Source organism: Janthinobacterium sp. HH104, from assembly GCF_001758715.1.
GTDB classification, from domain to species: domain Bacteria; phylum Pseudomonadota; class Gammaproteobacteria; order Burkholderiales; family Burkholderiaceae_D; genus Janthinobacterium; species Janthinobacterium aestuarii.
Genome location: NZ_LRIB01000034.1, coordinates 219,186 through 245,031 on the forward strand (window position 1 = coordinate 219,186; position 25,846 = coordinate 245,031).

Sequence of the window (25,846 nt, forward strand, 5' to 3'; positions counted from 1 at the left end):
CCATAGCTGGATGCGACTACGAGAGATGCGTCACAAACATGCGAGCGATGATGGTCCGACACAGCCATTCCGACGGGACGCATCCAGAAAATTTAACTCCATGCGCAAACGTCGCCGACTCTTGATCGGTCAATTTGATTGCCGCATCACTATTTCCTTCGAGTTTCATCGCTGCAGTAGGTGCTTGAACGCTCAATGCATCAAATTTGACGCGCCCTCCCCCATTGGCAGCGGCACGCGCGTAGGTCCGATTCGCCTTCGTACCAGCGAATGTCCATGTACGCGTCTGACTTTCTTCGATCCTCGACATAAAGTAAGCATCGGAGGACACGTACAAGTCGTCCTGCAAAGCAGCAAGCTCAACTTTTCCACGCTGTGAAAGCTGAATAGCAGGCAACACACCCTCTGACAAGGCAGCACGTATGCCCTGGCACACCTCTCGGCTTAAAGTGCGAGCACCGCCCATCCATCGGGCTTTACCGCCTTCTTTCGCAGGCTCCAGCCAAACAGTTCGTTTGGACCACTCGACCTCCTTTACCAGCCAACTACGACCAGCCAGAAGCAGCAGCCGTTGAGGCTCTTCTCCGGTCAGCACTGTCGGATCGATGTAACCAATCTCCGCACTTCCGCATCTACCAGTCAAGAGCTGTGCACCGCTAAAGGACGCCAGCAGTTCGCGATAGTGGCCCCGGCCGAACTCTCGCTCTGTTTGTGGGCCGATGCGAACCAATCCCTCCGCACCGTCCAGATAGGCCTGCTGAATCATGTGTTCGATCATCGACCTGAATCCGTCCAATGGAAGCTCAGGGAAGCAACGGATCAACAACGAAATGGCTTCTCCGGCAGGCCATTCTCCTCGTTCCAAAGTGGCGACTAGAATCTGTTGTCCCACAATCGGCCAGGGCTCTTCAGGTGGTCGCGCTGCTTCTACCCAGGCCTGGGACCATAAATGGGTGACCCCCAACGCCAACATAAAAGCATCTTGGTTAGTCGTTAAGAACAGGCAGTTCCTGCGGCTCCCTGAACGCCTGCCGGTACGCCCCATACGCTGCAAGAATGACGACACGGTAGTCGGCGAGTCGATCTGAATCACTCGGTCCAGATCACCGACATCGATTCCCAGCTCCAGTGTAGAGGTTGCTACGATTACGCAATCTTTCTCTTCTCCGAACGCAGCTTCGGCTTGCCGCCGTTCGGATGCGCTCAGCGATGCATGACTCACGAAGGTCCGCACATCCTTGGCGCGCAGCATGCTACTCAGCTGCTCAGCGCTGCTGCGCGAGTCGCAAAACACCAGGCGCTTCTCGCCACGATGAAGGCGCGAAATGACCGTCGCTGCGTTCTCAAGGCTACCAACGTGGTCGACGGTGACGTCGGCGTCGGTACTGACTGATGCGCTGCCCACTACTCGCCGATCACCGAAAGGAGCAAACCAGTTCAGAAGCTCCTCAGGGTTGCTTACTGTCGCTGAAAGGCCGATGCGCTGGAGGGGTTGCGGCAAATAGTGCTCAAGCCGTTGCAGAACCGAGCGCATGTGCCAGCCGCGGTCGTCTCCAGCAAAGGCGTGCAGTTCGTCGACGACCACCACTCGCAAATTTCCAAACCAGGTGGGCCGATCCACCCGGACGGAAATTAACATAGCCTCGATGGACTCCGGCGTGGTCAAAAGGATGTCCGGTGCGTTCTTAAGTGCCTTTTTCTTGCGGGACTGCGACACGTCGCCATGCCACACCTCCACCGTGCGACCGACAAGTCCCGCGTAGTGTGTCAGTCGGTGTTCAAGGTTGTTAAGCAGCGCTTTGATGGGGCAGATATACAGTACGCTCGTTCCCGGCCAAGATTCCTTCAACATCCTAGACAGGATAGGTATTGCTGCCGCCTCTGTCTTACCGCCCGCAGTGGGTGCCAATAACAGGCAGTGAGCGCCGGCATGAATAGGTTGAATCGCTGCGAGCTGCGTGGGCCGCAACGTGCTCCAACCCAACGTGTTGACCACGTGGTACTGGAGAGACGGATGCAACTGCTCGAAGTCGTTCACAGCTCGATATCGTCCACGGAAGTCGCGCTTGCCGCAGCCCGCTCAATAGCAGACATCTCGGTTTCGGCGAGGGTAAGAGAGTAGTGCTGACGCGGATCGAAATCCGCATGCAGGTCGACACGATCAAGAACATCTGCAACGAGTTTCTTCAAGAACAATCGAGGCGCCACACCGACCTTTCCTCCAAGACCACCCGCCACGGCTCGGGCCAGAGAGCCTAAGTAGGCATCGTCGACAATAGATCGCAGGCGCTGTTCGTGCTCTCGCCCTTCTGCGTAAATGTCGCGCACCCGCCGCCCCACCGAAAGCAACGCGCTATGATCGAACGTAGCCAAACGAATCTGTACAGCGCGGGGGTTGTCGAACCTACGATCAGTCCCAAAGTCCACATGCAGCCTTTGCGCCAGCGGTGCCAGCCGTTGCACTCCCTGCGGACCATCAAAGAACGCCGGTGTGCCGGTGATAACCAAATATAGCCCGGGGTAGCGGCCCGTATCGATCTCATCGATCCACTGCCTCAGGGCATTGAGCCCCTTCTCGCGCGTATCGGTGCGCATACGCTGCAGTGTCTCAACTTCGTCCAACACCATCACAAGGCCCGGAAATCCGCTGTCTCGTAAGATTGTGAGCAGGCCCACCAAGAAGTTGCTCGCCCCAAAGTGGTCTAGGTCGCCCTTGATGCCTGCAGCACGCTTCACGCTAGCCGCTACATTGGGCTGCCCAGCCAACCAACTGATGAGGCCTTCAGCCAACATACCATCGTTTTCGGCAAGCGCTTTTCGATAAGTACGCAGCACCGCAGAGAACGCGGGGGCTGTCTTGCTAATGGCGCTTAGCCGGGCTTCCATGAGTGCATCTGTCTGATGCAACAGCATTTGCGCATCGTCAGGGTCCACCGACGGGTCAGCCAACACATCCTGCTCCAACGCGTAGAACCAGCCGTCGATCACGCTTCGGAACGCGCCGCTAGCCATGTCCGCTGTTCCCAGGTGCTCGACGAGTCGCCTGTAGACAGTTTCCAGCCGATGCAACGGCGTCTCGGTCTCGTTAATCTGGACTTCGGTCGCAGCAAAGCCCCTGGAGCGCGCACGCTCTTGCAGCCAACGGCCGAAGAACGTCTTGCCGGTACCATACTCACCTCGCACTGCTTTAAAGCCGCCGCGACCTGATGCCACCGACTCTAGCTCCTCGCTGAGGGTGGGCGAAAATGTCTCAATGCCAACCGCCAAGACGTCCAAGCCGCTGCTTGGAACAGTGCCTCGACGCAATGCACTAATGATGTCTTCTCTGCGAGCCGAGCTTATCATCGTGCACCTCCCTGCTTGACTAGATTGAACTGCTGATGCAACAAGGGTACGTTTAGTTCGATCAATCCCGCAGCTTCGTCGACCGTCAGGACCGCCGCCTGGTCCACGTTCAACATCCGGCGGACTGCGCTAAGCAGGCCACCTACGCGAACCTCAGCCAAAGACAGGCGACTCGCCAGCGCCGTCCGAGACAATTTACCGCCTCGTTCGGATAACGCCTCCAACAGCAGCCTCATCTTATCGTCAGGCAATGCCACACGCGCTGCCAGTTGCCGCTGAGATGCATAGATAGGACTGACGAGTAAGTCAGCAATCCAGTCTTGGGCTGCCACATCCACTATAGGCGAAGGCAGATCGACGGGAGCGAAGAGACCCGATTGAGCTTCGGTTTCGACCGGCTTTTTGTGAGTAGGCTTGGCTTGCGTTGCTGGGGGAAGCGCAGATTTCTTAGGTTGCATGAGGGGTGGCACTTCCCACCACTCCGGCTGAATCGGTGGCGCAGGGCTCCAACCAGCAAGGCTGGCACCTAGCGGGGCAAAGACGCTCAATGGAACAGTCACCTCTTGGGGCGACAAACCACCGTGGTAACCGTTCTTACGGCCCACATAACGAGTACCTTCGCCCCAGAGGCAAACCACCTCGTTACTACCATCACTGGTAACCACGCGGTCACCGCTGACAGCTAGCTCCTGTGGGGATGCCGCAGTTCGGCCCAGCCTCCAGCGGTCACTCTCGCCGCCTGGGATCTTCGTGGTTCCATCCTCCAACAAATGGCCATGATCAGCCGTAATCACCACTACCCGCCGTGCTTCGCGGGCTTCCCGCAACAAGGGCAGCAATAATCGCAGATCCTCCAGCGCCCAGCGCTGGTTGAGCTGATCCGGTCCGCTGAGGTGGTCGTCAACCGCGTTATAGACGATGCCCACGACCTGCTGCTTTTGGTTGGTGATCGCAGCGCGTATCTCGACAGCAAGATTGCCGCCCTCGGCCAAATCAGCTTTATGGAAGACCTTGGGCGCGTACTCTGCTCGGCTTGTTGCCATCAACGCCGAATGCGCCGCAAAACCGGATTTCTCCTGCGCCTGCGCACCTGCCATGAGTCGGCCACACAACAAACTGGTACGGCTTATCTCGGTGATCGTAGGAACTACAGCGACGCCAACAAATGGCTTTCCCTGCGACGTGGGCACCAGTTCAGTCCAACCGTGGGTGGCAGCACGTGCAAACAGTTCCCGGAAGATACTGTTGCTCAAGCCGTCCATCACCAGCAACAGCACAGGTTGTGCTGCTGCAATCGGAGCCACGACACGGTCCAACACCTGTTCAAGCGGAACCACTCGGCCACTGGCAGCAAATGCTTGAGCGTTCCATAGAACCAGCGCTTGAGCAAACGGCTTGGCAAAGGCGTCACGCCGGGTAATAACAGCTCGGCGGCACGCGGCGTAGGCGTCAGACAACTCGGCCAACTCATCGCCACCCAACAGTCTAAATCGGGCCCAGTCAACGTAGGCGCCCTGGTCAGCTTGCCATTCCACTGACTGCGGTAGCGACGTCCCCGAGGCCATAGGGGTCAGCAACCAACGCGCCAGACGTCGCGCCATCTCTACACTTTGCATGCGCGGTCGCTGATCGTTCATTAGCGTGTGCTTCAGAGCACGGTCAGCCTGAATTTCCACCTGCTGAAGGCTGGCTTCGGTAGGCGCTACAGCATGGGCGCTTAGGGCCAAGGCGAAGTCAATTAGCCTCTGGTCCAACGCAGACGGCAGCACATCACTTAGCTGCGCGAACTCCGCGATACGAAGATCACGCAATAGGGCATCGGCGCGATCTAGTAAGGGGCGACAGGCTTCCACACCCAAGCTCCGAACTACTTGCTCGGCAGCCAACGCCCAGGCTCTGCCCTCCGTTACGCCCACATGCTTGTCACTAACAAAGCGCTCAAGGCGAATCGCCGCCTGACCTAGCCCGGCACTGCCCTCCCCATCTGGCGCAAAGATTACACCACTGACCAAACCCAGAGGCAACGCATCCCCCGTACGACCCGCCTCTACACAACCAAGCACCATGGCTCCCGCCACACCGGCAGTATCGGCCAACCAACTAAAGATATCCGAACGCATCACTGCAGGCAAAGGCCCAAGCCGGGCATCCGCATCGGCTGACATCGACCAACCCAAGAGCATCATCGCGTCCGGGCGGGAAACTTCAATCCCGACAAAGCGTGCTAACACTTCGCGCCAAGCTGTTTCCAAGTCCAAAAAACCGCTAGCCACAGGCTGGTAATCGCCTTGAGATGCACCATCAATCAAAGCCTGCGGCATCCAAGCGAACCGCCCCAACCGCGCGTCGGTCTCCTTTGCCTGAAACATAAGACGAACGATATCCCACCCTTCTGGCTGAAATATCCGAGCACGGGCCAACCTGGCGGCGATGTCCTCTGATACCTCGTGCGTCAACAACGGAGTAATTACCAATATGCCCGAAGCTGATGGAGCCAACTGCTCCAGCTCGCACAACGCCTCGCGTATAGCTAGCGACGATTCGCACCAGCGCAGGACAAACGACCGCCCATGCGGGGTGACCACGTCCGGCCAGGGCTGCTTCGTGACCGCACGAATCGCTACGGCTTGGGCAGCCGGGTCGCTGTCGAGCACACGCTCCAATTGCGCTTTGATCTGATGAGTCGACAAACTCATAGCTGGGTGCCCTTGCGCTGCAGACGCCAGCTGAGCGTTAGCTCCAAATCTCGTTCGCTAGTCATGCGAGACTTCAGCTCGTCCAGTGCTTTCACGGCCTCAACACCAGTCAGATGCAACTGCTGTTTCTCGGCGATCACTTCGGGCGCTAGATTGGCTGACAAAGGAGGGATTGTCACGGGCGCAGGAACAGGCACGCCGAGCGTCGGCACCGGGCCAAAACCGGGAGTTGGAGCAGGCACTGGAGCAGCTGCAGCAAGCAAGCCCATAGCGTCACGTTGCAACTCATCGAGCCGGCTCTTTAATGCCAGCACATGCTCGTCGCTGGTCAGCACCTCGGCCAAGCGCCGCCCGATAACTTGTGCTGCTTCAGACCGGTGATCACTTAGCTTCAGCACTACGTCAAAAAGCTGCCAGTAGCCGCCCGCCTCCAGCGCATCGGCACAAGGCTTAGCCTGTCCCAACGCACGCCCGACGGCGGCCTCTGACGTCTGCAGATCGGCCGTAGCCAGTGCAGTGACCAGCTCTGACTCTGCCGCAGATACCACCGCAGCCAGCAGGGCCTGCGCGGACTCGGCGGTTTGCTGGCGAGCACCCGTTGCTCCGGCCGCATAGCGACCTGCCCTGTCTCGCATTTGTACCACAAGACGGGTCACCGCATCGCGCTTCTCACTAGCTTTCTGCTTCACCTCGTCAACCAGTTTGCCCACATTGGCGGCGTTGAGCGTCTGACCCAGAGTCAGGCCAAACAGACTAGACGCACGCTGCAACGCCAATTGCCAATCGCCGGCATTGGGCAGGGACTGTTCCCGCAACTCCAACTCATCCGGCAAGTTATCTACCGTCGGCTCGTAGGGTCCACCGCGCATTGTGAAACGTCGGCTCGTGGACGCAGCGAACGCCAGTATGATGAGATTCTGTAGCTCCAGCGGCAGCCCCATAGGCGTGGGAATGTCAATCCACTGCCGCAACTTAGCCACAGTGATCGGCCCACCACCATCTCGTGCGTGGCTTTGGGAGAAGCGCGATTGCCAGTGCGGCTCAATCAACAGGTGCGTTTCAGCCATCTGCCCTAACTTACAGGGATTGACAACCGAACGCACAAGCTTGCGAAGTCCTGTGTCTTGGACCAGTCCTCGGTGCCCCGGTGCCTCAATAGCCTTCTGCACTTCTGGCCAGATTTTGCGAATAACTACAGGCTTGATCTCGGTGTCGAACTCCGGGTGGGCAGGATATTGGTGGGCAAACAACTGCCCCAGCAGGTTCTCGAAAGCCGACTTGAAATCTGCGCCAACGGGTGGTCGCGGCGACAGAGTTGGGTCCAGCGAGCGGAACTGCTGATCAGCCGTTAACGGGCTGTTAACCGCATCTCGCGGCTCTGTACTGATTCCATAGGCCACTTCGAGCTGCGAGCGCAGCTTGATACGTAGCGTATCCAACTGGTTACGGGCAAGTGCCTTCGCCTGCACACGGTCCACAAACGACAGGTGGCCCGCATAAGTATCAAAACGATCTCCTTGCAGAATGTAGTCCAACACCACCAAGCGGCCAAGATCAGCCAGAGCTTTGTTGCTCAGGAATGAAGGGAGCCAGACCAAAGTCTTGGTGTCTCCGCCGCGGTAAGACGTGAGCTTCGCCATGTCATCTGCCGGACCGAAATTTGCGTCGTCGAACGGAAAGTCCAACACAACCGTCCACGTGCCGGAACGGCCACGTAGACGGTCATCCGTCATTTCACGCACGTTCTCGTACAACAATTCGATCTCACGCTTCGTACCACGCCAATTGAACTCATAGCTATTGAACAGGTCGCCCGTGTCGCTAATTTCGAGCTCCTTGAACAGAGCTTCGCGAATCCGCTTGCGCCGGTTGCCCGGGTTGTCGTTTGCCTCCGCCGCACGCAGAATGGGTTCAATATCGACGCCCGTCACCTGAATAGAGATAATCGGGTTTTGGTCCTCTGTAATCTTGATTTCGCCAATCTCACTGGCCCAATCTCGGCACTTGCGCAATACATCTTGCGCCTCCCGCCCCGGAATTGGTGACCGGAAGGTGCCGTGGTTCAACGCTGCCAGGCGTTGAGCACTCAAGGCCTTAAGCGATTCCACCTCAGGCACCAACGCGCCCAGCAGGAGAGTTTTCAACAACCGCGCATCGTTACGGAGGTTCTTCGCAGCCGCCGGATCAGCCAGGCCCACTTTGATCGCATCCCAGGTCACGCTGTGCTGCCGCTCAAGCATGGGCAGCAAACGCTGGTTGTACAGTCTCTTTGCGTTCTCAAAATGCAGGCGCATACCCTCACTGAACGGTTCATCCCCCTCGGCGATGGCGTCGTACAAGTCACCCACGGGGATCAGTTGGCCCAGTTCCAAGTCTGCGCGCCGCTCAACCAACAAGTGCAACATCAGCTTGAGTGCCGTGCGCTCACGCTGAAGCGCTGCAGATACAGCAATCAAGGTCTGCACCAGAGCCGGTGAGAATGGATAAACCTTACGGAACATGTCTCTATCGGCCGTGGTGGTCAGCAGCGTGTCCAACACGTCCTTGCGCATCTTCAATAGATCGTCGAAGGTACTCTGCAGCGTCTGCCGCGCCGCCTCATCAACTGGGCGCAGAACACGCTTCTCAGCAATGGCAGGCAAATTACGGTCTTCCAGGGTGATGCGGTGGAAGCGCGCTTCCCAGTGTTTCAACACGTCGCTGAACTGTACCTGCACCGACCCGGCCAAATTCTCGCCAACCAAATCGCGTAGGTCACGCTGCCTCGCCACGAAACTGACCAGTGGGATGGGCCGGTCTGCGTTGGTGGCCTCAACTAACTTGACAAGCTTGGTTCCTTCACGGCTAACGAAATTGACGTCGGCCGCATGGCTAGCTAGCCACAGCACCAACTCATCCAAGAACAGTATGACAGCGTCATAGCCCAGCGCTTTGGCGTGTCGGCTCATGATGCTGAGGCCAGCATCGAGTGAAACATAGGACTCGCCACTGCCCGCTAAGGTTCGATAAGCCGAGAAGAACTGGGTGATTAGATCCCCCACCAAGCGGGAACGTTCTTCCCCATTCGGGGCTTCCAACATCGCAGCCTCGAAGGCAACGGCGTCCCAGCCGCTTTCGAAAGCGCCCCAACCGCCTTCGCCCTCACTAGCCCCCTCGTTGAGCTTAGCGAAGAACGCATCGTCTCCCATGCGCTCGCGCATATCGCGCGCATCCTTGAACATACCTTCAGCTAAGTAAAAACCAGGCACCGGCGCATCCGGATGCTTCTTACGGACGAACTCGGCATACTGTCCGAGGATCGCAGACTCCATGTCGCGAGCCCCAATCATGTGATACGGTACCAGCAAGAACTTGCGCTCATCAGTCCAGCTATGGCGAGCTACTACATCGGCAAGTTCTGGCGTTGCACGGGCTTGGGCATTCCCCGCCAGCAGCAAGTTCAGCACTGCCATGAAGTGGCTTTTACCAGAACCGAAACTGCCGTGCAGGTAAGCTGCCTTGCTGCCGCCAGTCTGCACTGCCTGTTGGATGAAGCCCAGCGCGTTGGCAAAGGCATCCACCAGCTGAGGCGTGACAACGTAGTCACGTAGCGTTTGTTCGGGTTCGGTCACACCCTTGGATAATTGCAGGACGAAGTCGCCCTGATGCACCCGTTCAGGGATGGTGATGAGGTCTTTTAATAAAGTCATTGGTGTTCTTTCCCTCCGGATCGCAGTCAAACCGGTGGTTGCCATCCGGAAGCAGTTATTGGTTCATTATTTTTTCAAATCTATCTGCAGAAATATTGAAGCTTGGCATGTCTTTCTGCGTCGGTCCACTTGCCCTGGCCGCTCTGGTTTAGCTGGCCCACCATTACCGCCACCGTCAAAATTCATCTGTGCAGCTAACGGTGGGTCGAGAGCATACGGACTTCGGTTGTTCCAAGGCAGCCTTCCAGTTGTCGCGCTTATGATAATTCTGGATCTTCAAAGCGGGCTGCCGCCGCACTCCAAACTTTTGGCCTCAAGCCACGTAAAACTCCTTAACTACTAGTCTCTTTTTCATGCGTTTTCCTTCTTCCTACGTCCGCGCTTGGTAGTCGTGGCAATCGGCTTTAACGCTCTCAAGTCGTCCAGAGTGAAACCCAACGCATGCGCTTCCTCTACGACGAAGCCGCGATAATAGTCCCCCATACGTTCGCCAAATACCGGATCTAGTTCGTTATGCCATTGCACCAACCAGGGGACCAGTTCTAGCAAACTTGCTAGCAAAGGTTGCAAGCGTAAGGGCTCCCAGCCTTCCCCGTCCTTCATGTCCACGTAGTAGCTGGCCACGGCGGTTGCTTGCTGTAGATGATCCCAGCCGGCCCAAGCGATCACCAAGCTTCCGTCCGAACCGCGCTCGCAACCAAGGTAGCTGATCCACCGCTCCTTCGGAACATCCATGCCACCGCGTAGCCGCCAAAAATCGGCTTTGAGAAAGTCTTTGTTCGTGTACTTGGGTGGCACTGGAATGGAACCAATCTCAGTGGCTTTGCGTTCATTCTGGTTACGCCTAATTTCCGCGACTAATTGCTGTTCCACCCAGGCCTCTGCTTCCTCACTAAGGGACTTGCCTGCCGCGATGTGAAAACGTTGGCGTGCATCCTTGCCGAGCTCTACTCGCAAGCCCTCCGCGATATCAGCCACTACCTGGACATCGATACCATCTTCGCGGCGCTGTAGACTCCAAGTGTCATGCCACTGGCCACGCTTTCGGAGCCCAGTGTCGCTGTAGCACTGGACAGGCAATGCTGGGACGGACTCGGCGGCAACCAGTTCGGCCACCAACTGCGGCAGGTCAAAATCGGTATGACCGGCGTACAGCGTGGCGATCTGCATGAACTGAACATCGTGCGAAACAGCCTCGGCGAGGCGACTAGAGCTGCTCAGTTGAGGAGGTTGGTCAATACTTGACGGCCAAAATTCCGGTGCCTCAAGCCGATTCAACATCCAATCGCGCAACGCATTGGTAAACTCATTGGCTTTCGCACCGTGATTAAACAATCCTTGTCGGCCAATCCAGCGTCGTTTGTAATGGGGGTCCTCGATTGTCCGCAACGACGGGATGTTTTGTATAGCTTGCATTCGTCGTGCCCAGACTGCACGCATGTCCTCAGGCCAATCGGCAGGAACGGACGTCGGAACGTCAAATCCGTCTACGTTCTTTTGGCCCAAAATGCAAAACGGGCGGGCGCCGGGTTCGAGTTGCACGCTCCAGCTAGAAGGCTCGGAAAGAAGGTCGGCGTCCACAGCAAGCCCGTACATCGCGTAGCACAAGAAATCAATTTCTTCTTGCAAAAGAATGGAATTTGAGCGGCCCAGCTGCCGGAGCACCAGTGCATCATCCCAGGCCTTGCCTACATCAGCATCCGTAGCTAAGCTATTTTCTATGACTATACTGGCTCGCAGCAATGAAGACTCATGTGCGAGCCGATCCATTTCACGAGAAAGGTCGATCAATCTCGATTTCAATACATGAGAATTCCAGTTCTCTGGGATTGGAAGTTGCTGCAGTCGCGTGCTGGCAAACTGAAAGGGGACCTTCGACTTCTCTGAGATCCGGATTCCATCCCCCCCCATCATTTGCTTCTGATGGCTTACCTGCTTCATCCAAAAACAAGCGACAGACGAGTTCAAGAGCCCGATCAACGCCAAATGTTCATCTAAGCTTGTCCCAGTTGGAAGCTTGATAACCGGTGCAGTTTGCTTGAAGACCTTGTCGCCACGGTCGAGAACAAAGTGATTATGAGTGGCAACTTCAGCAAAGGTTATGGTCAGTGGATCTCGGTACTTGGACGGCACCCAACGATACCAAGTCCACCATTGATCGCCGCACTCCTTTCGGGTTTTTCCCGCGAAAGAAATGACACCTTCCAAGCTTGCCCGATACGGCCACATAGCCCGTGCCCAAGAACTGTCGGGGTCCAACGAAAAAGGAGATAAATCGGCATGATATGGCGTGAAAGCGAAGTCGTCAGCCCCTATTTGGTAGTCACGTACCGTATCCCCTACGACAAACGTACGAATGGATTGCTCTGGAAAACCTTTGCGCCTTAACGCTGTAGCTGGCACGCCGAATACCTCGTCCGTTCCGGTGAAGCTGGCGAATCCAATCGATCCAGCCAATGCTCCCAATGTTGAGCGCATTCCTTCAATCTTTTCTTTGACATCGGCCGCACCGCCTCCCGCAATGCTCCATGGATGCTTTGCAAACGTGGTGCGCGAAGTGTCGGCGATACTGACGAAATCGCTCTCACTGCCTAAATGATCGATCTGATTAACTATGGAACTCCACACCAGCCCGAGAGCTGGATCATCCGGAGTGCTGGGTTCTCCCTTGATACCCATCACCGTGCGAACACCATCATTGACCGGCCTACGATTTCGACCAAACAGAATGACAGTTGGGGTACCGTGTCCTGGGATGTAGGCACCACTTGTATCCACCACATGCGTCAGGTCTAGCAGTGGCAGCACCTGCTCGATCAGTTTGCTGCCGAACTCGCGCTTCATGAATGAATTAGCCGTGATTAGGCCCACGTAGCCGGCTGAGCGTCCATCCACAGCAGTTACAGCAAGCTCGAAAAAGCGCTCAGTGAACGGTGCACCGAGCGAGTATTTCATATGGCAACTGGCGTACTTGCGCCGGTAGGCAGCATTCAGCGCGGCGTCCTTGACTACGATGTAGGGTGGATTGCCCACTACCGCATGATATTGGCGGCCCAGAATGCGCTGCACCTCGGCGATATCCTCACTGGCGTAGGCATGCGCCAAGCCGGTGTCAGCATGGGTCTCGACCGCGTCGAACAAGTCCTGGCTCTGGGTTAAGCCAAAGCGGGTGCCGTGCAGCAAGCTATCACCAATCGCAACCGAGATTTGGAAGTCGTGGGCATTGGCTAGGCGCTTTACACCTGAGGCTTGCAATGCGGCCACGAACAGCCTGAAACGCGAAATTGCCACAGCGAAGGGGTTGAGGTCTACCCCCGCCACGGCGTCAAGCGCCTTTTGAGCAATGTCCACCTGATTGCGGCCGGGTTCGTGCCGCTGCCACTCGGCCAGCACGCGATGAAATCCCCCCAACAAGAAGTGCCCCGACCCACACGTTGGGTCGATTAGACGCACATCGCGGAAACCAAACTCACGAATAGCCGGCGTGAGCGTTCGGTCGAGGATGAACTCTTCCACAAAATCAGGCGTTTGCAGCAGCGCGTAACGCTTACGCGTGGCTTCGCTCAGATCCTGGTAAAGGTCGCCCAAGAATCGAGTGTTCCAGACTGGATCAGTAAAGTCATGACGGAGCGCACCAGTGTTCGGGTCCACCTGCTGCCAAAACTGACGCACCGTCATAGCAGCATCACCACTGATGCCCAACCTAAAGGCAGGGTTATGGACTTCATCGAAAAAAGTATGTAGACCGGGCAGAGCGCCAGCCTCTCGGAACGAGGCCAGCAAGTAGTCGCGGTCGTTCTCTAGCGGATGCGCTTGGAAGTAAGCCTCATGCCTATCACGTACTAGGGCTAAACGGCCCGACTCCGGCGTGCCGCCCAACCAAGGGCGGTCGATCAGTTGGTTGTCTTCAATGAAGCGCAAGAATACACAGCTCAGGAGCCAGTGCACACCGGCCTGGGTGATGACTTGGTCAGCCCAAGTCTCGAAGGTTTCGGCACAACGCGCCGCGTCACGGGCGGCCTGCCATTCAGCTTGCAGACTACCTCTGATCTCTGGGATTTCTTCGATGCGCTGCAGGATATCTCCCTCCAAGCGTTTGAGCAACTTGGTCAGGTCTGATAGCAGTTGGGGGGCGTTGATCACGGAAGTGCTTTCAATAAGTGGCGGACGAACCGGCCTGGCTGCCCGCGTTTTGGCCAGACTTGGCCCGATGCGCGTTCTCCATCCAAGCCTGTGGCAATGCTAAGGCGCGGGTATTGTTGATGTTATTGACCAGGGGCACTGCAACGCCGTCGATGACCGGCAAGCCTTGGTGGCTAGTAGGGATGAGCACCCAAGCACAGGGCGTATAGCCGGGTCGGCCAGCAAGTTCTTCTAGCTCGGTGACAAGGCTCATCAATTCATAGCGTGCCAGCAGGCCAACGCACACCAGCAGGATGGGCGACGGGCTATTGAGAAGGTCAGCTCGTATAGTTGCTACAGAGCGCTGCACCAGGCGTTGCAAATTGGTCCAATGGCGGCTACCACGATCTGCAGCGTCAGCTTGGAGGACAACATTCCAATCTACATTCATAGCTCGTGCTTGCTCACGCAGGGCAGCAAGCAGCAACGCGTCGACATTGAGCCGCCTTACGGCAGTGGGCGAGGCAACAGGACCGCCGAATCGATGTATAAGTTCAGCATCAGCGCGGCGAGCAATGCGCGGATGAACCGTTAACACAAGCAAGCCACCCTGCTCCAGCGAGCGCACCAGTCGCTCTTCCACCACAGCGGCCTGGTCCGCATCGCCATCACCCATCACATGGGTAGTCTGGAGCGTGGCATGGCGCGAGAATTGAGTAGTGGTGCCGGCGGTCTGCCCACGGCCCATAGTGGCTAGGCGGTAGGCGCCTCGACCATCAGCCGCAGTCACATCCCACGTCAGCGGCGCGCCAGCTTCTTCGAGCAAGCGATCCAAGCTGGGGCGGTCAGGGAGTGCCGATGCCTCGGGATAGCGACCGCGGACACGATCCTGAATATCCTTGACCCGCAACTCAAGAGCACCAACCAATGCGCCCAAGGATTGGCGCAGCGCCTGAATGGGAGCCATCCCGCGTGCATACATCTCTTGTCGGCTTGACACAGCTGCCTTGCGCGACGCTGACGCAGCCAGACGTAGCAGCCTCGTGGGAGTGAGCGGCGCCGGTGCTGCGCCTCGCAATTGTTCCGAGGACGGCATACTAACCCCCTCCAGCAACTCCAACACACGGGCGGGAGGAAGTAAAGGGTCAGCCATCGCACAGGCATCTGCCGCAGCACCCAACTGGCGAGCATAGTCGGCCCACGGCGCAGCACTAGCGATCAGTAAATACGGCTGGTGCTCATAAACTTCAAAACGAGGCTGGTCAAGATGCGCCTCAGCCTCCAGCGCGCCGCGCAGTACAGAGGTGGCTTGTCGCAAGCGTTCCGCATCATCCTGTGAAGCACAGCCTCGCAGGGCCAATAGGGCTAGCGCGCCCTCTCGTGTACTCATCACATGGCCCTGACTACGAACAAGCGCGTCAATCTGGTGCCGCAGCTCGGTAAAGGCGGGATTCTTGAGCCAACGTTCACGTGCCTTTATCAGCGTAGTAGTCAAGATGGTGCGATCCACCTCGCCCGCCTGCGCCGAATCACCTAAGCTCGGCCAAGCTCCCGCTTTCACAACATCGTCCAGGCCCAGGTAGTAAGCTAAAGCGGCTTCTTCGGGCCGGTCGTCGCCAGCCGGGCGGCGCGGCAGCAACTGGGTAGCAAGTTCGTTGATACTGACTGCGCGCCCGACCTCTTCATCAGAATCGAGCAAAACACTTCGGCCTTGGGTCAGGTCAGGCCGCAAACGAGCCAGCTCCTTAGCGGTGAGCCGGATTTCCTTGCGAATCTTGTCGCCCACGCCCTTGAGGTAACGGAAAACGATGCGATCCACCGCGAGCAGCTCTCGGGCATTATGCACGCCCATACGCTCCAGCACATCCTGGGCTTCCAGACTATAGCCCAGCTCCGCCATGGTAGTTTGAGGGGTCGCAGTAGGGGCGATGGCAGCCAAGCCACTGGCCGGTACGACATCACTTGGGTGCACAGTCCGGCGTGCCGTGAAGATGGCTCGCCAATCTCGGAGCATATCTTCAGCGTTGTCAAAACGTTCGCGGAAGTCGCGTCTCAACGCTTTCTCAAAGAAGCCGGCAAAACCTTCACGCGTGACTGGGTCGAATACATCCCGCTCGATACTGGCTTCGACATCGAGCATAGCAGGCGAGGTCTGACCATCCCCCCACACCGGCGGCTGTCCGACCGCCATCTCGTACAGCGTAACGGCCAAGGCAAAGCGCTCGGCGTACAGATCCCAACGAGGTGGTCGGCGCAGCGACAGGAAAGGATCGAGGTACGGATGAGTACCTGCGGTAATGTTACTGGCTGGCGTACGGCACAGCGAAAAATCAAACAGCACCAGCTGCAGCTTGCCACTACGATTCTCAGAGATGCCAATATTCTCGGGCTTGATATCGCGATGCGCCACCCCTTCGGATTCGAGGTGGTTCACAGCCTCGATCAATTCTTCGCCGAAGCGCTGCAACATATCGAGCGACAGACGCCCCTCTTCCTTGAGCTTCTCGGCCAAAGTCTTGGCACCCGCGCTCTTGAGCAGCAGAGCGGTGCGACCGGAAACGGTGAGCGTTTCGCGATGGGCAACAATATTCTGATGGTGAAGACGTGCCAATACCTCGCCCTCGGCCACGAGACGCTCGTTGTGAGCAATGTCGCAAGCCACCTTGAGGATGGCTTCGTCGTCACTACCGTCGCGGCGCACCAGCAACGCGTCGCTGGAGGAGCCGCGCCCCATGCGCTTGACGACGGTGAAACCGCCAACCAAGCGGTCACCTGCACTGGCGATACTAGGGTCAACGGTGATTTCAGGGTCTGGCGTGGTCAGCTCGTCTTCGACCAGGTCCAGATCGTCCAGGAAGCCCTGGATCGTGTCATAACGAGCCAGAAGGTCGGGCGCCGTAGCGAACTGAATGAGGTCTTGCTGCCGGGCCCCACAGCCGTCCATCGTATCGGAAAGGCGCAAGCCTTGGCCGACACGCAGCTTTTCCGCTAGTTCCAACGTTGACTCTGCTGGGGGTTGGCCACTGAAGATGTAGAAGGCAATACAGCCAAGTGAAAAGACGTCAAGGCTGGCCCCGTGGGCTGGATCGGCGCGGGTGGTTTCTGGTGCTAGGTACAGCAGACCCGGGTCTTCGACATAGTCCTCAACGTGGCGTGTTCCTGTTGTACGGTGAACGGTGTTGGCTCCAGCGGAAGCACTCACGTTACGCGATGCCGTCTGCCAATTCATCAGGCGTACTTGCACTGCGCCGGTATCCGCGCCGTACACCATGACGCTCTGCGGTCCAAGAGCTCGGTGGTACAGCCGCTTGGCATGTGCGTACTTCAGCGTCTCGGCAATGTCGCGCACCATCTGCAACCGCTGGGTAATGGTGAGTACCTTGCCCTTTTCCCGAAGTAAGTGGTCCAGCCTCACAGCCTTGGGAGAATGCTCGAAAATCAGCGCCGGGCCGAGTTCGGTTTCTTTCAGATCGTTGACACGCAAAATACCAGGGTGATCTATACCTTCGAGCACCTCAAATTCACGGCGCGCCTGCCTAAGCCGAGCCGCACGCATCTCCGGCGTGGACGCAGAGGCCACCGTGTAGATACGCACACGGCGTCGGATAGTGTCGACGCTGACGTGGCTAGCTTCCCAATCCTGGAAGCCGTCGCCTTCGGCAGCGAGTTTAGTCAGCTTGTAGTCTCCCACTTGGCGGTGCTTGTTGGAGGGGCGAATGCCAGCCTCAATCACGGCCCGGCCAATCGCGCGTGCCTGCGTGACATCCACCGGCGTGGCCGCCCTTGTGGTGATGCCATTGCTGAGCGCACCAATGATGCCTGAGTCATCTAACGATCCTGGCCTCCCATGTTGATATGTGGCGGTCTTGGCCAGCCCCTCCAACTGACAAGCCAAGCTTGAAGAGGACAGGAAGATGGCTGGCTCCACGAAGGGCAAACGAACCTTGGCCTTCACGATGGCTGGCTGGCGACGCAACAGGTTCGCCAGGCGTTTAGCCTTGCGGTTAGCGAGAATCAGCGGATTGTCGTAAGTGGATGTGCGCCCATCGGTAGTCCAGGTCCAGCTGTGCGCATCCCCACGCAATACCCCGGGACGACTCTTGATTTCGACTAAGAACAAACCAGCTGGTGAGAGCACGAGCGCGTCGACTTCGTTAACCTTTCCCTCGTCGTCGATGAACTCGAAGTTAGTCCAAACGTGCCACGAATCGCGGTCGGGCAAATGCGCGCGCAACCATTCAAGCGCCTCGCGTTCCCAAGCGAAGTTTGATTCGGCAATCACATGCCAACGGGATGCGTTGAGCGTCATGAACCACTCCTGTCAACATCGGGAAGATGCTCAAACAACTCGCCGACCGAACAGCGGAACAATTTGCAGAGAGCGTCGATGGCGGCCATGTCCAGACGCGTTGCAGTCTCCTTGTACAAGGAGCTGACGGTGCTGCGATTCAGGCCCGTCAGGCGAGAAACGTCAGAGATACGGAGCTTGTCGCGACCCATGAGGGTCGACAGATGACAGCGGACCATGGCAAGCCTACAATGATGGGGTGATGCGCAGTATAGCAAAACGATAGCTTGCGCACAACCCCGATGCATCTAGCGACAAGTCCGTGCGCAGAAATCAGAGATCACAAGCACCATGCCTGACCGAGTGAAAATTACTCCGACGTCCTTGTCACGCAGCTACAATATTTCTCATAAGAAATCCTTGGGCCGACGCCAAATGAACATCTATAAACTCCGAATCGAGCATACTGCAGCTAAAACGATTTCCAAGGAATCCTTCGAGGAGGAGACTCGCTGTCGAGAGCCTTGGTATCAAGACGGTTCAGGAAATAGACCATGGATATTTGCCTATTTATCCGACGCCACAGACCTGTTCGGCCAAAAAGTCACAGGTAATATAGCACTCTCAAAAGCGATCTCAGATCATGCCCCTGAGGCTCGAATCGAGAACGGACGTGTCTTATCTATGTCGCGACCGGGAGAAAAGTGCTTTTGTCGATCTGAAGATAAGCTTCATTCGACACCGCATTACCAAGGATATCGAAGGGATGAACTAGTGGAAACCATGGCATTGGTGGTATCTCGGCAGGAGAAACGAGAACTTATAAACATCCACAATGAGGTAATCGAGTTCGACCAGAATTGGTTCGAGCGCTTGATCCAGTTACCTCCAGATCACCAAAACCGGAAAATGGGCAGGGTGACACTTGCGAGAGAAGTGTTGGGCAGCCTGCTCTAAATGAGCACCAGGGAATCAAGGAAGCGGAGACATTGTGACAGGTCGCGGCGCGGTCAATGTCGCGAAGCGCGGGCAGCGCATTGATCGAATAGGTCAATTGAAGGGCCCTTACTATCCCACTCCATAGAGTACCATCTGTCAGTGTATGCTTGCCGACAAAGTCTAGCCCTCCGCAGTAGGCAATTTCGGCTTGCCTGGCCCTTTTGTGGCATCGATCAGACTCCCGCCAAGCCCAACCAGGGCGTCGATGACGCCACACCGTAGGCCCTGCACTCTACTTGCGGCGACGCTATTCACGGAGACAACTTGAACAACGAAATCGGCGAGCCGCCATATGTACTCTGGGGCCTGACAAATGGCCCAGCAAGGCGTCACCGGAGCGACCTTGCAGCACAAACTCAGGCATAGCCAACACCATCAAAACGCATCCCACTCATGATTTCTCCTTTGCCTAAATTATGGCTCAAGAGTGTCTACAATGGTCATGACGATTCAATTCGCGGCGCGGCGAAAGTCGCGAAGCGCGGCCAGCATTTTCATCAAAGTTACTTAAGTAGTACCCAACCTATCCCACTCCATCCATCGTATCTTCGTGCTATGCACCCAAAGCACATGAGCACACGTTCCCCGGCGAACATCGCCCGGCTACAGCGCCCAATTGGCCGCTGCGACCAGCGTGAACGGCGGGCTGGAATGAAGGCCGCAGCTATGTCAAAATTGGCAAACTTATCAATCTGAGGATATATCGACATGCCCACGGTCACGCGCGAGAAGCTCTACGAAGCGACGATGCAGCAGTGGTTCGAAGCGTTGGACTGTATCGCCTCGGCGATTGACAATATCGACTGGGACGGGCTGCTGGCGCCGTCATCGGCACCGCTCATGGTGGAACGTGCGCCTGTCCGTGACGCCAGGCGCGTTTTCAACAGCCTTTACGAGACCCGCCAGCATTCCGCTGATGACAATATCGCGGAGAAAAGAGCCCACCGCTTTAAGCCCGACGTGTTACTTTTCAACGAGAGTTCCGGCGCCTACATTGTCGTTGAACTGAAAGCCAGCGCGACAGCAGCAAGGCAGACGCTGACGGAGGTGCTGGGCTACGCTCAGGAGATTCAGAAGCAGACCAATGACACGCAAGTGTTCATCGTCATCGTTGCTGCGGAATGGAATCCACTGCTCGACAACGCGGTAGCGGCGCAACTGCGCAGCCGTCATTTTCCGCTGCTTCCGCTGCAGTTTTATGATGAAGACGGTTTCCGCCTGCGCCTAAGGACAGAACCATTCGTTCCCCGGCTGACGACGATTGAATATATCGATCAAGAAGCTTTTAGGTGCGACACGCGGAGTTTTTTTTTCCAGCGCAGCGATTATCTGTATCGGGACATGCAAACAGCTGAAGTGCGCATCGTGGAGGAAGCGCAATACCTGGCTGCACGTGGAGAAAGGACCAGCACCTCCGGCTTGGTCATCGCATGGCGCAACGGGCACGCATGGATACTCACCACCTGCATACTAAATTCGGCGCGACTTGCGTTGCCGGACACCGCAAACCCCTTGCTCGGCCATCGCGATGCAGACTGGATAGACTTGGATGCGGGACGCGAGTTGCTCGATCAGGTGGACGAACACGGCCTGCCGGATGGCACCGAGTTGAGCGGACAACAGGGATGGCTCAACCAGGATCGTATGATGATGGGTGAAAATGCCAGGTTGCTCAATGCAAGCATGTGGGGGCCGCTACGCGATTCACTGGCCGCTTTCAAAAAGAACGTAATGAAAGAAACGCCGGCCTACACCGACATCAATTTTTCAGCTTGTCCGCTCGACCATCCCTTCATGTGGGTGCCCCACCTTGACGAAATGATGGGGCTGTCGGTCGACATGGATATCCCCGGCCTATACCGGCATTACCGTCTCGGCATCGCACTCGGGGCGGCCACCGCCTACTATATCGGGAACATCAAATCAATAATTCCGACTGAAAATCTCGGCTATCTGTCGGCCATGGGGCGGCTGCTGGACGCCTGGCGCCGCGTTGCGGCCCATGCCGGGGATGCCTGCGCGGAACCACCGCTGCGCTTCGAAGTTGATGGGGTAACGCTGCGCCTGCATGACATTGACAGGGCAATTCAATGGGCGAAGCAGCAGTCGCAACAAGCCGGCAGTTGGCCGGCGTTCGCACACCGCCTCGGCTTCGCGCGCGGACTGACCACGCTGGCGGCGGGACAGTCCAAGGCCAGCGAAATCTTCGACAACGCGCTTGACGCCGACGTGAACCTGAAGCTGATTGCAGCTGCACGCAAATCGGCTGCGTTTGCCGAAACCGAACGAGGCCAGGCGATGCTGGACTACCTCCAATATTGCATCGGGGAGCATAAAAGCTTCAGCTATGATTCCTTGAGCTTTGAGACCACCTGCGCAGTCATCATCGAGCTGGCCGAGGAATGGGCGTCGTTCAATGCCTCGCCACCTCCCAGCGATATTTCGACGTGATGAGAATACCCAGCCAGCAGTGCGTTGCGCACTTCGACACCCCGACCGATCCTTCCTACCAGGGCGCCCAAGGGCGCCACACATCCACCCCGCGCGCTTCGCCTACACGACGATGTTTAAGGGCAAAGCTGAGCAACCAAATCGGCAAGCGTGCATGTGTTATCCGGGCCTGCTAAATGCCAAAGGTCGGCTTCGCGTGAGCGACCTGAAGACACACATCTGCATCGCTCGCATCATCAAAATGCTCCCGCCCCGCCCCTTCCCGATGCCGGCGCAACGCTGGACCAAGGCTAGACCGTGTCGTAGCACTTCCCAGTCATTTTCCAACGACATGCCAAGCCAGTGATGGCCCATGCAACGCCTGCTTAGAACCCTACCCGCTCGGTTGCTATATGCGTAACATCATCTCGGTGGCCTACGACACCGTTCCGGTATCGAGACTTGCCATCCCGGAATCGGTGGGCACAATGGACCGGAATACCCATCCAGTCATATGGCGGAGCATTTCGTCAGTTAGCGTCTCCGAAGGTCGTCAAAATGGCGCTCTACGAGTGCGCTGCGCAGCCTAAAGCCTTAGGGTCTCGGCCATTCCTAAAGGTGCCTTGAGCTGGAATTCGATTGCCCCATTTGCTCCGTTAGAGGATTCATTTTGCGCCCAGCATTCGCTGTCCGGCCCCATCGTTTTCCGCTTTGGTTTGATCTTCTAGCAAGGCATTTCGAGCGCTCTCCGCCTCTGACCGCCTGGTGTCGCACGATGGCCTCCGCCGATCATATGCTCCGCGCTAATACGCTTCCGGCTTTTGTCTGGAGACAGCGCGCCCGTACCGAGGAACAATATGCGTAAGATAAAAGAAGTATTGCGTTTGAAGCTCGACGCCAAGCTGTAGCATCGGCAGATCCGTGCGCCCAACAAGTGACGCCTCGCCCCTACCTCGAAGCTTGGGTTACGACGCCTCACAGCCGGGAAATGCCAGATGAGCTAGATCACGCATCGCAATAAGCAAGCACCGACTTGAGCGGCGCACCAGGTGCGAGATCGAACGACGCAGGGGGGCCACCCTCGCGAAATCCGTACCGACTAGCTCTAGGGGATACCGCGTCTCCGACGTTAGAGTAGAGTCATGCCGCACCCCAAGGGGCCTCCGACCTTAGTCGGAGGCTCCGATGAAGCTGAGTCCAGGAGCCGAGCTCAGTTAAAAGAGCGCGAAGCACCAGTACAGTGTTTCCCCCCCAGCAAATGATCGCGTTTAAAAGTAGAATTTTTCAAACTCAGACTTTTTGAAAATTCTGCATGAAGACGTCCCGTTTTTTTGATAGCCAAAATCATCGCCATCCTCAAGCAAGCCGAGGGTGGCTCACCTGTGCCAGAGTTGTGCCGCGAGCATGGCATCAGCAACGCCACCTTCTACAAGTGGCGCTCCAAGTTCGGCGGCATGGATGCTTCGCTCATGGTCCGCATGAAGAAACTCGAAGACGAAAATCGTCGCTTGAAAAATGTACGCCGAGGAGCGCCTGAAAGCCGAGATCGTTGCGGAGGCCCTGGCAAAAAAGTGGTGAAGCCATCTCACCGACACGGGCTTCACCGCCACCGCATCGGATGCGGCAGTCAACGTCATTTTAGCGCGCGCCAAAATATCCTACACTAACTTCGGCGCAGCTCTCATCTGAAGTTCCGTGCTAAAACGCTCGGCGAGCTTCAATGCCACTACCGCAGTTATCGTCGGTGCTCCGGCCAAGATTCACCGACACTGGCTTCATCGTCACCGACCGCGATGCAGCAACCGACGTCCATTTTGGCGCGCGCCAAAATATGCCGCGCATACTTCGGCGCTGCCGCTCACCGAAGGCTCAGCCCCAACACACCAGATGATCCTCGACGACAACGCGCTGGTGCCGCCGGGTGCTCCCGACCAGATGCGCCAACGCTGGCGTCAGGACCACTGACGGGATGCCTCGGTCGGCCTGTTTTGTCCACACACATCCCAATATCCCGCGCTGGCTTCGGCGCAACTGCTCACCTAATGTTACGAGCCGATACCCTCGGTGATCCTCAACGACAACATCACACTTGCCACCGGTACCCCCGGACCAGATGCGGTGACGCGGGCTTCAGCGCCACCGACTTAGATGCTACAGCCAACGTCGTTTTGGGGTACGCCAAAATATCCCGCGCATACTCCAGCGCTACTAATCACCGAATGTTCAAAGCCGGCACATCAGATGATCCTCAACGCAGCAACCGCGAGCTACCGGCACCCCGGGACCACATGCATCGATGGGAGCTTCAGCACCACTGGCCTGGATACTTCGTCCACGTCGTTTTGGCGCGCGCCAAATTATCACTTGCTAGCTTCGGCGCAGCTGCTCACCTGAGGCCCCGCACCAGCACGCCCGACGATCCTCGACTTCGCCGTCGCGCCTGCCACCGGCGCTCCGGTCCAGATGCGCCGACGCGGCTTCAGCACCACCGACTAGGACGCCGTGGCCAACGTCGTTTTGGCGCGAGCTACCAACCTGATAATATCTATTACCAAGGTGATATTTATCGACGGAATCCAGGCCAGTTCAGCATCCGATGATGCTCAGATGCCCCGCAGCGTGCGCACAGACGGCTTGAGCGCATTGGTTCCGTAATCTCACCTGCCCCAGCCGTGAACAGTTCTCCCGCCTACCAGCTGCGGAGCGGAGTGAAACCAGAGTTTCCGAATTCCTCTAAGTGCGCACGCACGGCATATTGCGCCGATACCGTCGGCGCCCTGGTTGGTCTCTATCCACACGGCATATCACTGCCAACCCACCTACCTGCTCTTGATGATCCGGAAGACTCCCTCGCGCGCGCAAGGAGTAGCTCCATCTTCAAGTATTGCAAGGAAATCTCTTTGCTTCAGGGTTATTGAATAGCTCAATCTTCAAAAGATACTCATATCTTTACATACATCGAAGCCGCTTCGAAGCCCCTTGCCAACTATGACGACTCCAGGGGCTTACTCGTTGCAAAAAAACGGCTGTGGCACATGCCGCCCCCCTATTGGAGCACTATCGTGTTTCCAACCATCCCCAAAATACCGCTTAATTCAAGCCAAATTTATGCAAGCAATCTCGTAGAGTCAAACCGTCCTATACCGAACATGGAATTGCTTCACTGGCCATCTGGCAGATCGAGATAGCCACCCTCTCTGATTAACTGAAAAAGGAACTGTATGCCACGTTATACCAAAGTGCACGCCAATTACTGGAACAGCAAGATCGGGCGTGCGGCTAGCGCTTGCGGCCCTCAAGGTCACCAGATTTACCTGTACTTGCGTAGCGGCGAGCAGGGGAATTACATCGGTCTTTACAAATTCAATGCTGGCTACGCAGCCGTCGATCTGGCCATCCCGGCAAGCACTGTAATGGAATACATCGAGAAGTTCGAAGCCGCCGGCTTGGTAGCCTACAGCCCTGCAATCGAGGTCCTCTGGATTATTGACCAAGCTGAAGAGCAAGTGGGCGAACTGAAAAATGGCGACAAGAAGATTGTCGCAGTTAACAAGGACGTCGCAGCCATTGAACGCTCTCTCATCCGTGACGCCTTCTTTATCAAATACCACCAGTTTCTGAAGCTGCATGCAACCCTGGCGCCGCGACCATCGGCAGCGACAGCAACCTTGACACCGACTACGGCGGAAGTCATTCCAACGCCCGCAGAGCAATCACGTGCAGCAATGCAAGAGGCTTCTGCCGAGGGCCATTTTGAGGGTCTCCTTTCTGCGCTACTTGCTGTACGTGAAGCTGACCGTAAGCATTACAGCGAGGTACGCGATTTGTGCGTTCGAGAAGATGTTGAAATCATTCGCCAAAAACTTGGTATCCGCCACGCAGCTGACATCATCCGAAATTCCATCGCGACTGGTGATCTCGGTCTGGTTCAGGCAATGGCGGCTTTGACCGGGAGTACCTGCTGAAGCTCCGGATAGGTGGCCAGCGAGTAAGCCATGATTGCGATCACTGGCAGCCCAGCCAGTCCTGTGCTTGTGTTCTCAAAATCATGAAGGAGGAAATCATAGAAAACGTAGGCATGGCGCGGTGGCAGCTTCAAAGTAGTGGGGTGGCCAGTTTGCTGAAGCACCTACATCTGGCCTAGTCGACAGGAGAACTGCTGGTCTGTTGGCACCGACCGAAAACTGCCCCACCTATAGCTGTTGTGCCGACCCAAAATTGAGCCAGGTGTTCTACTGCTCCTGCCTACTTATTAGGCGGGAGATATACAAGGTGAT

General features: G+C 56.9%; 10 protein-coding genes and 1 pseudogene. 4 read left to right on the forward strand and 7 right to left on the reverse strand.

The features are described 5' to 3' along the window. Positions 1 to 16 precede the first annotated feature (16 nt). The 7 genes from JAB6_RS14495 to JAB6_RS14525 all read right to left on the reverse strand — a co-directional run bounded on the left by JAB6_RS14495 (position 17) and on the right by JAB6_RS14525 (position 18,379). The gene (locus JAB6_RS14495; RefSeq protein ID WP_070303369.1) at positions 17 to 2,038 is read right to left on the reverse strand and encodes a DEAD/DEAH box helicase; all 2,022 of its coding nucleotides are present in this window, start codon (positions 2,036 to 2,038) and stop codon (positions 17 to 19) included. Further along, a complete protein-coding gene (gene brxD / locus JAB6_RS14500) occupies positions 2,035 to 3,345 on the reverse strand; it encodes a BREX system ATP-binding protein BrxD (protein ID WP_070303370.1) in 1,311 nt (436 codons plus the stop codon). The genes JAB6_RS14495 and brxD overlap by 4 nt, the downstream gene beginning before the upstream one ends. Beyond that, positions 3,342 to 6,041, reverse strand: a complete 2,700-nt coding sequence (gene pglZ, locus JAB6_RS14505; protein ID WP_070303371.1) for a BREX-2 system phosphatase PglZ — start codon at positions 6,039 to 6,041, stop codon at positions 3,342 to 3,344. The genes brxD and pglZ overlap by 4 nt, the downstream gene beginning before the upstream one ends. Next, a complete protein-coding gene (locus tag JAB6_RS14510; RefSeq protein ID WP_070303454.1) occupies positions 6,038 to 9,730 on the reverse strand; it encodes a phage resistance protein in 3,693 nt (1,230 codons plus the stop codon). The genes pglZ and JAB6_RS14510 overlap by 4 nt, the downstream gene beginning before the upstream one ends. 351 nt (positions 9,731 to 10,081) lie before the next feature. Then, a complete protein-coding gene (pglX, locus tag JAB6_RS14515; RefSeq protein WP_070303372.1) occupies positions 10,082 to 13,873 on the reverse strand; it encodes a BREX-2 system adenine-specific DNA-methyltransferase PglX in 3,792 nt (1,263 codons plus the stop codon). A 10-nt stretch (positions 13,874 to 13,883) separates the two neighbouring features. Continuing rightward, on the reverse strand, positions 13,884 to 18,161 hold the full coding sequence (pglW, locus tag JAB6_RS14520; protein ID WP_070303373.1) for a BREX system serine/threonine kinase PglW: 4,278 nt from the start codon (positions 18,159 to 18,161) through the stop codon (positions 13,884 to 13,886). Then, positions 18,158 to 18,379, reverse strand: a complete 222-nt coding sequence (locus tag JAB6_RS14525; RefSeq protein WP_070303374.1) for a helix-turn-helix transcriptional regulator — start codon at positions 18,377 to 18,379, stop codon at positions 18,158 to 18,160. Before JAB6_RS14525 ends, pglW begins: the two co-directional genes overlap by 4 nt. A gap of 196 nt (positions 18,380 to 18,575) precedes the next feature. On the opposite strand from JAB6_RS14525, the gene JAB6_RS28465 reads away from it, so the two are divergent. The 4 genes and pseudogenes from JAB6_RS28465 to JAB6_RS14540 all read left to right on the forward strand — a co-directional run bounded on the left by JAB6_RS28465 (position 18,576) and on the right by JAB6_RS14540 (position 25,534). Continuing rightward, entirely contained in the window at positions 18,576 to 19,097 is a 522-nt protein-coding gene (locus tag JAB6_RS28465; protein ID WP_217494630.1) for a hypothetical protein, read from the forward strand. A 750-nt stretch (positions 19,098 to 19,847) separates the two neighbouring features. Beyond that, positions 19,848 to 21,590, forward strand: a complete 1,743-nt coding sequence (locus tag JAB6_RS14530) for a hypothetical protein (RefSeq protein ID WP_070303375.1) — start codon at positions 19,848 to 19,850, stop codon at positions 21,588 to 21,590. 1,291 nt (positions 21,591 to 22,881) lie between these two features. Then, a pseudogene (locus tag JAB6_RS28470) lies at positions 22,882 to 23,141 on the forward strand (transposase); the annotation flags it as partial. A gap of 1,649 nt (positions 23,142 to 24,790) precedes the next feature. Then, positions 24,791 to 25,534: a hypothetical protein gene (locus JAB6_RS14540; RefSeq protein WP_070303377.1), complete on the forward strand. Its 744-nt coding sequence runs from the start codon at positions 24,791 to 24,793 to the stop codon at positions 25,532 to 25,534. Positions 25,535 to 25,846 lie beyond the last annotated feature (312 nt).